Origin of the sequence: Novosphingobium sp. ST904, from assembly GCF_001298105.1 — a bacterium.
Taxonomy (GTDB): Bacteria; Pseudomonadota; Alphaproteobacteria; order Sphingomonadales; family Sphingomonadaceae; genus Novosphingobium.
Genome location: NZ_LGJH01000123.1, coordinates 1 through 14,476, shown reverse-complemented (window position 1 = coordinate 14,476; position 14,476 = coordinate 1). Strand labels below are relative to the sequence as shown.

At 66.5% G+C, this 14,476-nt stretch carries 7 protein-coding genes, 2 pseudogenes and 1 riboswitch; of the genes and pseudogenes, 2 read left to right on the top strand and 7 right to left on the bottom strand.

Features of this window, described 5'->3' with window-relative positions:
* Window positions 1-121: 121 nt before the first annotated feature.
* Complete coding sequence (locus ADT71_RS06445; RefSeq protein ID WP_054435847.1) at window positions 122-1,450, top strand: bifunctional diguanylate cyclase/phosphodiesterase; 1,329 nt, start codon at window positions 122-124, stop codon at window positions 1,448-1,450.
* On the opposite strand, the gene ADT71_RS06440 is transcribed toward ADT71_RS06445, so the two are convergent.
* From ADT71_RS06440 to ADT71_RS06415, 6 genes and pseudogenes are all read right to left on the bottom strand, one after another.
* The gene (locus tag ADT71_RS06440; protein WP_054435846.1) at window positions 1,447-2,943 is read right to left on the bottom strand and encodes a PepSY domain-containing protein; all 1,497 of its coding nucleotides are present in this window, start codon (window positions 2,941-2,943) and stop codon (window positions 1,447-1,449) included. The genes ADT71_RS06445 and ADT71_RS06440 overlap by 4 nt on opposite strands.
* Window positions 2,944-2,946: 3 nt before the next feature.
* Window positions 2,947-4,965, bottom strand: coding sequence for a TonB-dependent siderophore receptor (locus ADT71_RS06435; protein ID WP_054435867.1), 2,019 nt, complete (start codon window positions 4,963-4,965; stop codon window positions 2,947-2,949).
* Between the two features lie 182 nt (window positions 4,966-5,147).
* A riboswitch (cobalamin riboswitch) is annotated at window positions 5,148-5,395 on the bottom strand.
* A 151-nt stretch (window positions 5,396-5,546) separates the two neighbouring features.
* The gene (locus ADT71_RS06430; RefSeq protein WP_054435845.1) at window positions 5,547-7,112 is read right to left on the bottom strand and encodes a S10 family peptidase; all 1,566 of its coding nucleotides are present in this window, start codon (window positions 7,110-7,112) and stop codon (window positions 5,547-5,549) included.
* Between the two features lie 123 nt (window positions 7,113-7,235).
* A pseudogene (gene mfd, locus ADT71_RS06425) lies at window positions 7,236-10,734 on the bottom strand (transcription-repair coupling factor).
* Between the two features lie 103 nt (window positions 10,735-10,837).
* Window positions 10,838-11,119, bottom strand: coding sequence for a succinate dehydrogenase assembly factor 2 (locus ADT71_RS06420; protein ID WP_054435866.1), 282 nt, complete (start codon window positions 11,117-11,119; stop codon window positions 10,838-10,840).
* 47 nt (window positions 11,120-11,166) lie between these two features.
* Window positions 11,167-11,589, bottom strand: coding sequence for a host attachment protein (locus tag ADT71_RS06415; RefSeq protein WP_054435844.1), 423 nt, complete (start codon window positions 11,587-11,589; stop codon window positions 11,167-11,169).
* A 108-nt stretch (window positions 11,590-11,697) separates the two neighbouring features.
* On the opposite strand from ADT71_RS06415, the pseudogene recG reads away from it, so the two are divergent.
* Window positions 11,698-13,754, top strand: a pseudogene (recG, locus tag ADT71_RS06410) (ATP-dependent DNA helicase RecG).
* 103 nt (window positions 13,755-13,857) lie between these two features.
* On the opposite strand, the gene ADT71_RS31185 reads toward recG, so the two are convergent.
* A complete protein-coding gene (locus ADT71_RS31185) occupies window positions 13,858-14,136 on the bottom strand; it encodes a hypothetical protein (RefSeq protein ID WP_132469896.1) in 279 nt (92 codons plus the stop codon).
* Window positions 14,137-14,476 lie beyond the last annotated feature (340 nt).

The following is a 14,476-nucleotide window of genomic DNA, read 5'->3' as shown; positions in this document are numbered from 1 at the left end:
TCCGGCGGGATCGGTCAAGGCCCGGATTGCGGGCACCTGTCCCATTTTCATGCGGTTTTTCACGCTGCGGACCTTTCGAATTTTGCATCGTTTGGCAAGGGCTTTGGCTATAGCGGGGGCGATGGTTGAAAGACGCAAGGGGCGGCCGCAGCGCCATGCCCGCAGGCTCGAGGACAGGCTGACCGGAATTCCCGGGCTCGATGCCGTGCGCGAACGGATCGACGCATGGCGCGCCGATGCCGAAAGCGCGCCGCAACATGCTCACGTCCACGCCATGCTGCTGGCCCTGCGCCGGCTGGACGCCATCAACATGGCCTATGGCGAAACGGCCGGTGACGGCGCGCTTGAGGAAGTGGCCAACCGCGTGGCCCATTTCGCGGGCGAGGAACTGGACGGCCCGTGGCTGCTGGCGCGGGCGGGCGGCGGTTCCTTCGTGCTCGTCGCCAACGAGGCGTGCAGCCGGGAACGCTGGCAACTGGTGGCGGACCAGCTTGCCGATGCCATCGCCCGGCCGATCGCGCTGCCGACCGGCGTGCTGCGCCTCTCGCCCCGTATCGCGCTGATCCGCGCGCTTACGGAGGAAAGCGTCGATTCGATGCTCGACCGGCTTGGCCACGCGCTTCACGATGCGCAGGACCAGACCGCCACGCGGCTGGGCTGGGCGGATGGCGAAGTGACGCCGCCGGGCCGTTCGGCGGCGCAGCTCGAAGCGGACCTGCTCGGCGCGATCGACCGGGACGAGATCGAGATCCTGTTCCAGCCCCAGTTCAGCCTCATCGACGATTCGTTGACCGGGGCCGAAGCGCTGGCCCGCTGGAATCACCCCCAACTCGGCCGCATCGGTGCCGGTGCGCTCTTCGCCATTGCCGAGCGGGCGGACCATATCGGACCGCTTTCGCGCCATATCGCGGCCAAGGCTCTGGCGGCGGCAGGGGGCTGGCCGGGGAACCTGCGTCTCTCGATCAATGTCACCCCGGCCGACCTCGCCTTTGGCACCTACGTTCGCCAGATGCTGGACCTGATCCGCGAAAGCGGTTTCCCCCCCCGGCGGCTGACGCTGGAGATCACCGAACAGTCCCTGATCGCCGACGTTACCCAGACGGCGCAGATGATGGCGGAATTCTCCTCGCAGGGTATCCGCATCGCGCTTGACGATTTCGGCGCCGGTTTCTGCAATTTCCGCTATCTCAAGGTCTTGCCGATCCACTATCTCAAGCTGGACCGCGCGATGATCGACGGCATCACCACCGACAAGCGCGACGTGGCGGTGTTGCGCGCCATCGTCGCCATGGCGAAGGCGCTGGACCTCGAAGTGATCGCCGAGGGTATCGAGGAAGAGGCCCAGCGCAAGGTCGTCGCCCGTGAGCATTGCGCCTATTATCAGGGGTTCCTGCGCGCGCAGCCGATGTCGACGGCGATGTTCGCCAAGCTCGCCCGGGTGGAAGCCTAGCGAGATCCGGCGGGGAGTCTGCGTCGGCGCCAGCGGCGCCAGTCGCGAAGGACCTTGTTCCATGCCATCCACGTCCCCGTCGCGCAGACGAGAGTGACGGCGGCCAGCAGGGGAAGCACCACGAGATCCCACCAGGGACGCTTGCGCAGCACCGGGAAGTCCAGGCTGTGCAAGCCGTCCTGGAGCCAGCGGTAGCTGCGCCCGTTGCGATCGAAAGCGCGCAGCAACTGGCCGGAGGCGGCATCGATGTAGAGCCGCGTCTGTTCGCCGTCCTTCAGCACCGCACGCCAGACCGGCAGGCGGGCGGGGGACTTGCGGCCGTAATAGTAGGCGTCCTCCTCAGCCAGCAGGTCCAGCGAGCCGAGCTGCGGCGTGCCCGCCAGCGCTGCGCGCAGTTCCTGCTCGCGCAGGGGCGCGGCAGTTCCCTTCGCGTCGAAGCGGCGGGTCTCGCCATCGGCGTTCACTGCAAGGAGGAACATGCGCCCGCCGAGCGGCGCGGTCTCGATCCGCACCGCGGTACCGGCCCGTTGTTCCGAGACCTTGGCGGCGGCGGAAAGGGCGCCGCGCATCTCGCTCCAGCGCGGCGTGCCGGCAAGGCGCTGGCGCTCTGCGAAGCCGCCCATGCTGTCGAGCAGGCCCCATGGGTTCATGGATAGCAGTCCGCTTGCCGCCCATGTCAGCGTCAGCAGGCCGAAGAACAGCCCGAACACGTGGTGCCACCACCACAGGCCCTTGTAGGGCGATCCGATCGTGCCGTCTCGCCGCCGCCGCACGCGCACGATACCGGCCCAGATGCCGGTCATGGTGAGAAAGCATCCGGCCAGCGAGGTCCATATCACGACCTGGCTCCACAAGGCGCCGTCCTGCCGCAGGATGGTGGGATAGAGCCAGTGCGGCACCGCGCCCAGCCAGCCCCAGAACCGCTGGAACCGCGTGGTCTGCTGCACCACTTCGCCCGACGTGCCGGAGATGTAGATTTCGGTTCCGGCCGGATCGCCATAATCGGCGCGGTAAAGCGGGGCGTTGCGGCGATAGGTCTGGACGGTCCACTGGTCCATCCCGGTTTCGGTCGGGGGCTGGGCGGACGAGGCGATTCCGTGGCCTTTCGCGAAGTCGGCGGCGATCCGGCGCAATTCGGCAGGCGATGGCGGCCCGAGCGGGCGGCCGGTTTCCAGGTCGAAGGCGGCGGGCGTGGTTCTCATCTGCGGGATCGGGCGATCCGCCGATGCGGCCGGAACCACGCGCAGGACCGGGCGACCGGCGCGCATTTCCACGCGCGCCGAAGTTATCGGGAGGTCTGCGGGAATATCCACCGCTCCCAAGGCGACCTGCGCCGGCAGGCGCAGGGGCGCGAGCCCCCGCACCTGCGCTCCGAGATCGAGCCTCGGATAATCCACGTAGATCATCACGAAGCCGGACAGGCACCACAGCGTCATCAGCAGGCCGACGAAGACGCCGAGCCAGCGATGCGCGATCAGGACAGCGCGGGGCATGGCCTAGAAGCTCAGCCCGTAGCTCACCCGCAGCGTGCGCGGCACACCACGGTTGAAGTAGAGGAAGCGGCTGTTGCTCCCGTCAAGCGCGCCGGCATCGGTGACGGCGGAGGCATAGCCGCGCGTGGCATAGGCCTTGTCGAACAGGTTCTCGACATTGATGCCGAAGCGATTCCGGCGCGCCTCGCCGTCGACGTAGAAGTGGCCGCCGAGATCGACGAGCACGTAGTTGCCGTAGTTCATCCGCCCGAAGCCTGATGCGGTGGACCAGACATCGCCGATCCAGTTGACCGCCAGGTTGGCGCCGAATGGCCGGCCTTCCGGGGAATAGGCCAGCGTTCCCTTGGCATATTGCGCGGGATTGCGGTCCCGCTGGACCGAACTGCCCTCATTGCGGACGCGGGCATGAGTGTAGCTTGCCGCGAGGCTCCAGCCGCTTTCCAACTGCGCCGTCACTTCCGCTTCGGCCCCTTGCGAACGGACCTTGTCGCGCACGTTGATGTAGGTGCCGTTGGGATAGGCCGGATCGTCGTAAGTCGAATCGATGAGGTCGGTGATGCTGCGGTTGAAGTAGGTCGCCTTCCAGCCGAAGCGGACACCCGGCAGGGTCGCCGCGCCGCCCAGCGATGCGTTGAGATTCACGCTGTGCTCGGGCTTGAGGTTCGGGTTGCCGGTTTCGCAGCAGGGGTCGTTGCCGTAGAGCTGGGAGGCGTCGGGCAGGACGAACGAGGTGCCGCCATTCGCCTCCACATAAAGCGCTTCGGCAAAATCGTAGCGGCCCGAGACGTTCCAGATCGTCTTCCTTGCGCCGTCCGTGCGGTTATGCCGCAGCCCGGCGGCGATCCGGCCCTTCGAGGATATCTCGTCGGTCGTGCGGATCTGCGCGATGGCGGCGTGGACCTGTTCGCTGGTCGGCGCGATCAGCAGCACGTCGTCGCGGCCGGAGAAGTTCTGGAAGTCGTAGCCCAGCAGGTACTCCAGGCCCCGGTGCGGATGCAGCTTGACCACCGCGCTGCCGCCCCAGTCGCGGTAGCCCCAGAACGTGCCTGCCGGGTAGATCACTTGCGGATCGTGATCGGGAAGGGAGTTGCGGATCTGGATGTAGGCGGTCTTCCAGTCGTGGAAATAGCCCTTGAGAAAGAACTGCACGGTGTCGCTGCCGGTATAGTCCAGCCGGGCGCTGGCGATCTCCTCGTTGCGGTCGTTCCGGCTCTCGCGGATGCGGGTGGGCGAAAGGTTGTCGAGCTTCGCCTCGGTGTGCTGGTACTGGAGATTGAGCGCGAGATCGGGGGCGAGGTCGTACTGGTACTTGATGCCTGCGGACCACAAGTCGTAGCCGAGCCGGCGATCGGTAAGGCTGGGCTGGTAGGCGCTGTAGGGCATGTATCCCTCGGAGCGGTTGCGCGAGGCATAGGCCACGAACCGATGCCCGCCCGCCGCGCCGCGCAGGTAGCCGTCGAAGCTGGTGCCGCCCCACGAATCGACCGAGGCGTTGACTTGCCCGTTGAAGTCGTCCGTGAAGCCGCGCGTCACCACGTTGATGATCCCGGCCGAGGCCTGGGTGCCGTAGAACAGGCTCTCGCCGCCGCGCAGCACTTCGATCCGCTCGATCATGCTGGCGGGCAGGGTGTCGTTGGGCGAGGTGCTGCCGTAGAGCCGGTTGTTCAGCCGGATGCCGTCCATCGTCCAGAGCACGTCCTGCGTGCGCGAACCCTGCAGCGAGACATCGACGTAAGTGAACGGCCCGTTGCGGCCGCGAATGTAGAGGCCGGGCACCGAATCGAGCGCTTTCACCACGTCCACTGCGCCGCTGTCGCGAATCTGCGTGCCCTCCACGACGGCCATGTCGTTGCCGTAGCGGGAAAGTTCCTGCGGCAGCGTTTCCTCAAGGCTCTGGCCGGTGACGACGATGGCGCCATCCTCGCCGTCGCCGTCGGCGCGTTCCCCGGCGAAAACCGGCGTGCACCAGGCGAGCGCCAGCGCCGCGGCAAGCGCCGCGTGCGAAACCTTTGCGAAATTCATCTTCATTCCCCTGCCGGGCGCCAGCGATCCGAAGCAGGGGACTGCCGTTTGCGAACGGCCGGCGCACCGACCGGCCGGGCGCCCGTGGAAAGGCGACCGTTCAGCGCACCGTGCGGCCCCTGCCGCTCGTTCGTCGCTCAGACGGAGAAATCACCGTGCCCCGGCCATCCCCTGGACCAAAGCAAGAGCGACCGGACGCCGGCAGGTCTCCTGGCTCACGGGTCATCGCTTGATGCACGGCCTTCCCAGGCCTCGCAGGATTTAGCGTCCGGCCCAGTGGCTGCGGCGTGGGCGCCTTGCCCGCCGCGTGATGTACATCGCGCTCGCCGCTTACAGTTGCAGGGACAGCCTCGGATTCGAGGGCGGCAAAGCCCTCTCACCGCGTTCCCTATTAAGCCTCTTTCGAGGCACCGACGCGATCATTCGCCCGGCTCGTCAGACGAATCCGGGCGGAAGCGCTGGTAGCGGGCGATGCGGGCGGGGGCAATCCTCCATGCGCCAGTCACCGCCGCGGCGTTCGGGATGGAGGGAAATCGGGGGGAGAGCGGGGCGGCGGATCGTCGCCGCCCCGCAAGAGGATGTCAGCGCGCGCCCTCGGCGTAGTAGCGCTCCATGTCGAGGCGCATCTGGTGCAGCGCCTCGGGGTTCAGGTAGACCATGTGGCCTGCCGGATAGTACTTGAACTGCAGGTTCTGGCGCAGCGCCGGCGCCAGCATCATGTGCTTGAGGTCGCGCTCGGTCGAGAAGAACGGCGTTGCCATGTCGTAGTAGCCGTTGAGCGAAAGCACGCGCAGGTGCGGGTTGATGCGCATCGCGGTGCTGAGGTCTGCGGTCACGTCGGCGACGTTCTGTTTGCGTCCGGCGGGGGGCTCATGCGTCCAGTCCCAGTCCACCGGGCCGCCCTCGCGCGCGCTCAGGCGGTAGTCGAGATCGGTCTTGTAGCCGAGCGTGGTGGTCAGCTGGTCAAGGAAGCTGCCGACATAGAGGCCGCTGATCGCGGTGTCCGAAGGGTCGTACTCGGGGCTTTCACCGGCCGCATCGGCATCGAGACCCTTGTAGCGGCCGTCGAAGCGGCCCACCGTCTCGCGCCCGCCGCGCAGCAGTTCCTTGCGGAAACGGCCGAGATCGACGCGCAGGTTCGCCTGCTTCACATAGTCCACCGAAAGGCCGGTGAAGCGGCTGAGCTGGCGGGCTACGGCGTCTTCCTCTTCCGGGGTGATGTCCTGGCCCTTGGCGAGCGCGGCGGCATAGGCGCCGTTGGCGAACTGGCGGGACTGTTCGACGAACTCGTCCACGGTCGCCGGACGATCCGCCACGCGGCCGTGATACCAGGCGACGGCGGCATAGGTGGGCAGGTAGCCGACGTAGATATTGTCGAAGCCGCTCTGGCGGATGCCGTAGTTCATGATCGACGAAAGCAGCACCACGCCGTTCAGCGCCATGCCGCGATCCTCAAGCTGGTAGGCCAGCGCGCCCGAGCGGGTCGTGCCGTAGCTTTCGCCGAAGATGTACTTGGGGCTGCCCCAGCGCGCGTTCTTGGTGGTGTAGCGGATGATCGCCTTGGCGAAGGCATCCACGTCCTGGTCGACACCGTAGAAATCGGCAGGCTTGGCATCGCCCAGGGCGCGCGAATAGCCGGCGCCCACCGCGTCGAGGAAGACCATGTCGGTGCTGCCGATCAGACTGTCGGGATTGGGGCCGACGTCGAAGGGCGCGGGGCGGACGGCTTCGGGGTTGCCGGTGCGCACATGGTCGGGCGCGAAGCTGCCCATGCGCAGCCAGAGGCTCGCCGAGCCGGGGCCGCCGTTGTAGAAGAAGGTGACGGGGCGGTTTTTGCCCGGCGCGGTATAGGCGGTGTAGAACACGCTCGCGGTGGGCTTGCCCTGCGCGTCGCGGATGGTGAGGGTGCCGGCGGTGGCGGTATAGGCGATCGCCTTGCCGTCGACCCGGGCGGTGCCCTTGCTGGTCTTCGTCACTTCCTCGACCGGGGCGCTGGCCCAGTTCGCGGCCACCGCTTCGGCGGTTTTCTCGGCGTGCTGCTTGGCAGCGTCGGGAGCGTCGGACTTCTGGGCCAGCGCCGGCTGGGCCAGCGCGATCAGCGAAGCGAAAGCGAGGGTTGCGGGGGCCAGGGGCGAGGGAAGCCTCATCGAAATTCCTTTGTTTTTTCGCGAACCGAGCTGCTTTTCCTAACGGCCCGCCTCACGCGGGCAAGGCTTCGCCGCAGGGAAAAGACCGGTTTTCCCGAAAATCGTATACCGGGCGCCTGAGGCTCAGGCCTTGCGCGCGATGGAGGCGAGGCCCTTCGTCAGTTGCAGCAGCCCGTTGAGGCGGGACTTGGGATCGCCCCATGCGCGCTGCACCACCAGCTTGTTGTCCGGCCGCAGCTTCACCGTTCCCTGAAGGCGCTCGGCATAGGCGATGAGGCCCATCGGGTTGGGGAAGCTGTCGTTGTGGAAGCTGACCAGCGTGCCGCGCGGGCCGACGTCGATCTTGGCGATATGCGCCTCGATCGCCTGCCGCTTGATCTGGATGAGCTTCACGAGGTTCGACGTGGCGGAGGGCAGCGGGCCGAAACGGTCGATCATCTCGGCCGAGAGCGATTCGATCTCGTCCTTGCCCTCGGCATCGTTGAGGCGGCGATAGAGCGCCATGCGCACTGCAAGGTCGGGAACGTATTCCTCCGGGATCATGATCGGCGCTTCGACCGTGATCTGCGGAGACAGCCCCGAAGTGTCCTTCTCCCAGCCCCACGCCGCCGCGCGGCGGCAAGGATCGCGTCCTCCAGCATCGACTGGTAGAGTTCGAAGCCGACTTCGCGGATATGGCCGGACTGTTCGTCGCCCAGCAGGTTGCCCGCGCCGCGAATGTCGAGATCGTGGCTGGCAAGCTGGAAGCCCGCGCCCAGCGAATCGAGGTCGCTCAGCACCTTGAGGCGCTTCTCCGCCACTTCCGAGAGCGCGCGGCCTGCGGGCGTGGTGAGATAGGCGTAGGCGCGCAGCTTGGACCGGCCCACCCGGCCGCGCAGCTGGTAGAGCTGGGCCAGGCCGAAGCGGTCGGCGCGGTGGATGATGATGGTGTTGGCACGCGGAATGTCGATCCCGCTCTCGACGATGGTGGTCGACAGCAGGACTTCGTACTTGCCTTCGTAGAAGGCGCTCATGCGCTCTTCCACTTCGCCGGCGCTCATCTGGCCGTGGGCGGATATGGCCTTCACCTCGGGGACGTGTTTGGCCAGCCATTCCTCGACTTCGGCCATGTCGGTGATGCGCGGCACGACGATGAAGCTCTGGCCGCCGCGATGGTGTTCGCGCAGCAGGGCTTCGCGCATGACCATATCGTCCCATTCCATCACGTAAGTCCGCACCGCGAGGCGGTCCACCGGCGGGGTCTGGATGGTCGAGAGTTCGCGCAGGCCCGACATTGCCATCTGCAGCGTGCGCGGGATCGGCGTGGCGGTGAGGGTGAGGACGTGAACGTCGGCGCGCAGCTGCTTGAGGCGCTCCTTGTGATTGACGCCGAAACGCTGCTCCTCGTCGACGATGACAAGGCCGAGGCGCTTGAAGTTCACCGATTTCGAGAGGATCGCATGGGTGCCGCAGACCACGTCCATGGTCCCTGCGGTCAGCCCGTCGCGGGTTCTTGGCTTCCTTTCTGGGTCACGAGGCGCGAAAGGCGGCCGACTTCGAGCGGGAAGCCCGCGAAGCGTTCGGCGAAACCGGAATAGTGCTGGCGCGCGAGCAGGGTGGTCGGCGCGACCACGGCAACCTGCTGGCCGGCCATGGCGGCCACGAAGGCCGCCCGCAGGGCCACCTCGGTCTTGCCGAAGCCGACATCGCCGCAGACCAGGCGGTCCATCGGCTTGCCCTCGGCCAGATCGCCCAGCACGTCGTCGATGGCGTGTTCCTGGTCCTCGGTTTCCTGCCAGGGGAAGCGGTCCACGAACTGGTCGTAGGAGGACTTTTCGGGCAGCAGCGCCGGGGCGACGCGCAAGGCGCGCTCGGCGGCGGTCTTCATCAGTTCGCCCGCGATCTCGCGGATGCGTTCCTTGAGTCTTGCGCGGCGCTTCTGCCAGGCTTCGCCGCCCAGCTTGTCCAGCGCGACACCTTCGCTCTCGCTGCCGTAGCGCGAGAGCACGTCGAGATTCTCGACCGGGATGTAGAGCTTGTCGCCGCCCGCATATGTCAGCATCACGCAGTCATGGGGAGACTTGCCGACCGGGATCGACTGGAGACCTTCGTAGCGGCCGATGCCGTGGTCCATGTGGACGATCAGGTCGCCGGGCGTCAGCGCCGCCAGTTCGGCAAGGAAGGCGTCGGAATCCTTGCGCTTCTTCTTGCGGCGCACGAGACGGTCGCCGAGAATGTCCTGCTCGGTGACGACTTCGACGGCATCGCTCGAGAAGCCGGTTTCCAGCGGCAGCACCAGCGCGGCGCTGCGGCCTTGAACCGCGAGGCCGAGCGCTTCCTGCCAGGTATCCGCCAGCTTGGGTTCCGGGCCCTGTGCCTCGCCAAGGATCGAGACGAGACGCGCGCGGCTGCCGGTGGAATAGGCGGCGAGGATCGCCTTGCGGCCGGATTTCGCCACGGCATGGAGATGCCTGGACGCCGCTTCATAGGCATTGTCGCCGCGCGCACGCTCCGGCGTGAAGTCGCGGGCATTGCCGAAGCCGAAATCGATGACCCTGGCGCTTTCCGGCTGCGCGAAGGGATCGGCGCGGTGGACCGGGAAGGCGGATACCGCCTGCTCGAATTCCTCGCGCGAGAGATAGAGCGCATCGGTCGCCAGCGGGCGGTACGATCCCGCCTTCTGGCCCGAGGTTTCGAGACGGGCCTTGTGATAGTCCGCGATGTCGGTGAAACGCTCGTCCGCGGCGCCGAGCGCGGGACTGTCGATCACCAGCAGGTCGTCGTCCGAAAGGTGATCGAACAGCGTGACCAGCCGGTCCTCGAACAATGGCAGCCAGTGTTCCATGCCCGCAAGGCGGCGGCCGTCGCTGACCGCCTGATAGAGCGGGTCTGCCGTGGCATTGGCGCCGAACATCTCGCGGTAGCGGCTGCGGAAGCGCTTGACGCTGTCGTCGTCGACCAGCGCCTCGCTTGCCGGGAGCAGCAGGTGTTCGGGCACCGATCCGGTGGAACGCTGGGTGCCGGTGTCGAACAGGCGCAGCGTTTCCAGCTCGTCGCCGAAGAAATCCAGCCGCAGGCCGCCCGAACCGTTTTCGGAATTCAGCCCCGAAGGCACGATATCGAAGATCGACCCGCGCACCGCGAATTCGCCCGCGTCGATCGCGGTGTCGCTGCGCTGGTAGCCCTGGCGGCGCAGCAGCGCGATCAGGCTTTCGTGGCCGATATCGAGGCCCGGCTTCAGCAACCGCACCGATTCGCGGATGCGGAACGGCGTCAGCACGCGCTGGAGCACGGCATTGGCCGTGGTGACCAGAAGCTGCGGGCCGGTACGCTTCAGCTGGAGCCGGTGCAGCGCGGCCAGTCGGCGGGCGCTGACCGAAAGGGCAGGGCTGGCGCGGTCGTAGGGAAGGCAGTCCCACGCGGGAAACTCGACCACATCCAGTTCCGGCGCGAAGAACTGGGCGGCATCCGCCACGGCGCGCATGGCGCTTTCATTGTCGGCAATGAAGACCGCGCGGCCGGCTTTCGCGGAAGCATCGGCCGCCCGGGCTATGTCGGCCATGACCAGCGGCTGGGCACCCCGCGTTACCGACGAGAGCGTGAGGGGCGTGGTCGCCGCGAGAATGCGATTGAGGTCGATCATGCGTGTCGTGCGGGGCCTTCGACAGGCTCGGGCTGAGCGGGTTCGGGAGTGTGCTTCATTCTCCGCGCATGCAGAGTCCCGAACGTGTCGGGGAATCGCAGCATCAGCGCGGAATCTCGACGTAATCGAGCTTCATCATGCGGTCGAGCAGCGGGCCGCGATATTCTTCGGGAATGCTCTGCGTGCCGAGCGCCCATGCCATGATGTCGACATCCTCTTCCTCGATCATCGTTTCGAAGAGGGTGATCTCGGCTTCGGACCATTCGGCGTGGAAGCGGTCGAAGTAGCAGCCGATCATGTAGTCGGCCTCGCGCGTGCCGCGATGCCAGGCGCGGAACTTGAGGCGGGCCAGCCGGGCCTGCCCCTGGGATGTGAGTTCGGTCATGACCGCGCCGTTACGATACGGCGCGGTCATGAGCAAGTTTTGGGTGCCTACCTCTGGAACACCTTGATGATCTCGTCACCCGGACGCCCGGTCATCGTCTTGGGCACTTCGGTGAGGAGGGCGCCCTTAAGCTCCTTGTGATAATGCCGCCGCATCTCGCCCAGCGAGCGCGGGTCGGCAACGATGACCAGTTGATCGATCTCGCGCTCCAGTACCTGCTGGTTGAGCCAGCCCGCCACCGCGGCGGCATGGGCGCTTTCGTCCAGGGCATCGTTGCTGCCGTCGCCGGTGCGGGCCTGATGGCGCTTTTGCGCGTCATGCCGACGGAAACCGGCGCTGAAGTTGGTCGCCTCCAGATCGGGCGTCTCCAGCGAAGTGAGCCTTGGTGCGGCTTCGCGTCCCGAGTTGCGATAGAGCTCGAAGTTTTCACCATCGACGATCGCGAACACGGTTCCGGGCGGAAGAAGCATGCATTTCTCCTATGCTGGGGTGGGAACACCCAAGGCAACGTGGCTGTCCGCAAATCCGTTCCCCGCCGGTCTGGCGAAACGAGCCGTTCTCGCGCTAAGAGGCTGCTCATGCGGCCCGAAGCACTGAATTGCCTGTTCACCGAGACTGATTCCCTTGATGGCGTGGGCCCCAAGCTCAAGCGTCCGCTGGAAAAACTCGGGCTTACCCGTATCCGCGACCTGATCTACCACTTGCCCGACCGCTTCGTGGAGCGCCGCGCGATCACCGATCTGGACGAGGCGAGCGTGGGCGAGAACGTGATCGTCCAGCTCACCGTGCGCGATCACCGCGCGCCGGCCGGGCGCGGCCCGTTTCGCGTGCTGGCCGAGGATGCCGCCGGGAACGTCTGCACGCTCACTTATTTCGGCCGCTCGTCCTTCACCGCCCGCAAGCAGCTTCCGATCGGCGAGACCCGCTGGGTGGCCGGGCGGCTCGACCAGTACGGGCAGATGCTCCAGATGGTCCATCCCGAGCATGTCTCCGAGGACAGCGCCGCCCCGGTCGGCCAGCTTTGCGAGGCGATCTACCCGCTTTCCGAAGGGCTGACGCAGGGGCGCGTCGCCGGGCTCGTGCAGCAGGCGTTCAAGGCCCTGCCGGAACTGCCCGAATGGACCGAGGCCAGCCTGGTGGACCGCATGAAGTGGCCGGTCTGGCACGAGGCCGTCCGCGAGGTGCATCGCGGCGTCCATGCCCAGGCGCGGGACCGGCTGGCTTATGACGAACTGCTCGCCAACGCGCTGGCGCTGATGCTGGTGCGTGAGAGCAACCGCAAGCAATCGGGCACGCCGCTGAAGGGCGACGGTTCGCTGCGGGCGAAACTGAAGCTGCCTTTCGCGCTGACCGGCGCGCAGAAGCGTTCCATCGACGAGATCGAGGGCGACGTCGGCCAGAACGCGCCGATGCTGCGCCTGCTTCAGGGCGATGTCGGCGCGGGCAAGACGGTGGTGGCGCTCAATGCCATGCTGATCGCGGTGGAAGCCGGCGCGCAGGCGGCGCTGCTGGCACCGACCGAGATTCTCGCCCGCCAGCATTACGAGACTCTGGCGCGGATGCTCGCGGGAACCGGGGTAGAGATCGCGCTGCTGACCGGGCGTGACAAGGGCAAGGCCCGCGAGGCGATCCTGATGGGGCTGGTGAGCGCGCCATCGATATCGTCGTGGGCACCCATGCGATCTTCCAGGATACGGTCTCCTACCGCAATCTCGCGCTGGTGGTGATCGACGAGCAGCATCGCTTCGGCGTCGGCCAGCGTCTCATGCTCGCGCGGAAGGGGCGCCGCACGCCGCATACCCTGGCGATGACCGCCACGCCGATCCCCCGCACGCTGACTCTGGCCCAGTACGGCGAGATGGAAGTGTCCAAGCTTGATGAACTCCCGCCCGGCAGGCAGGCGATCGATACCCGCGTCGTCTCGGTCGAGCGCATGGACGATGTGGCCGGCGCCATCGCCCGCCATATCGAGACCGGGCAGCAGGCCTACTGGGTCTGCCCGATGGTCAGCGAAAGCGAGAACGACGACCTCGCCGCGGCCGAGGCACGCTACGCGGCGCTGAAGGAACGCTTCGGAGACCGCGTCGCACTCGTCCACGGCCAGCTCAAGCCCGAGGTCAAGGACGCCGGCATGGAGCGTTTCGCCAGCGGCGAGGCGGCGGTGCTGGTGGCGACGACGGTGATCGAGGTCGGTGTGGACGTGCCCAATGCCACGCTCATGGTGATCGAGCAGGCCGAGCGCTTCGGCCTTGCCCAGCTTCACCAGTTGCGCGGCCGGGTGGGGCGCGGCAGTGAGAAATCGACCTGCCTGCTGCTGCGCGGCCAGCAACTCAGCGAAACCGCGCGCCAGCGCCTCGCCCTCATGCGCGAGACGCAGGACGGTTTCCGGCTGGCCGAGGAAGATCTGGAACTGCGCGGCGGCGGCGAACTGCTCGGCACCCGCCAGTCGGGCGACACGCCTTTCCGCATCGCCAGCCTCGAACAGATCACCAAGCTGCTGCCGCTCGCTCACGACGATGCGCGCCTGCTGATCGAGCGCGACGGCGGCCTCGCTGGACCGCGCGGAGAGGCGGCACGGCTGCTGCTCTACCTGTTCGAGCGCGACTGGGGCGTGCAGCTTCTGCGCGGTGGGTGATCCGGCATGAATCGACTTCCGCTATGGGGTAGACACTTACTAGCGGCGGAAAGGGTGGAAACCTGAATAGCGGCTTTGAGCATCGCGGCCCGGATAAGCGGCCCTACCGATTTGTCTCCACCCTCTTACGATAAAGGGCGGTCGGCCCCTTAGACGCTTCAAGTCGGATACGTCGATGCGCGATACCGAACATCAGCGGAACGCCAATTAGGCTGACACCTACCATCGCCTCGGAAACGTTTGGCGACCAACCCGCCAGCAAGGCCGTGCCGTAAACGAGAACAAAAAACAGCACCCACGTTAGCGCTGCGAGGTCTGTCAGGCTCGACAGCGATTTGCTGTGATAGTGTTTATGCGCAAACCGCCAGAATGCTGCTTTCATCTCACTCACCTGCGAACCATGTGCGTGATGTTGGCCGCTTTCCGGTAATTCAGCAAGCCACTCGAATGTCCTCACAGGGGCGTGTCGGGTCAGGCTGCATTTCTTCGAGAGCGGCGAGCACCGGACGGACGGCTATAGAGCGCAGCGCTCACCGCTGGGAATGGCGAAAACGGGTGGATAGCGGACTGTCGGGTTCGGATTTTAAAACACCAGTTGCTGATGCCAAATCCGCACCCAGATATTCGTCATTCCCGCGAAGGCGGGAATCCAGTCAACGCAACGCTTCGAAGCCAAAGTCGATGGCGAGATCGCGCCACTGCGGATTGCCTTCTTCGATCAA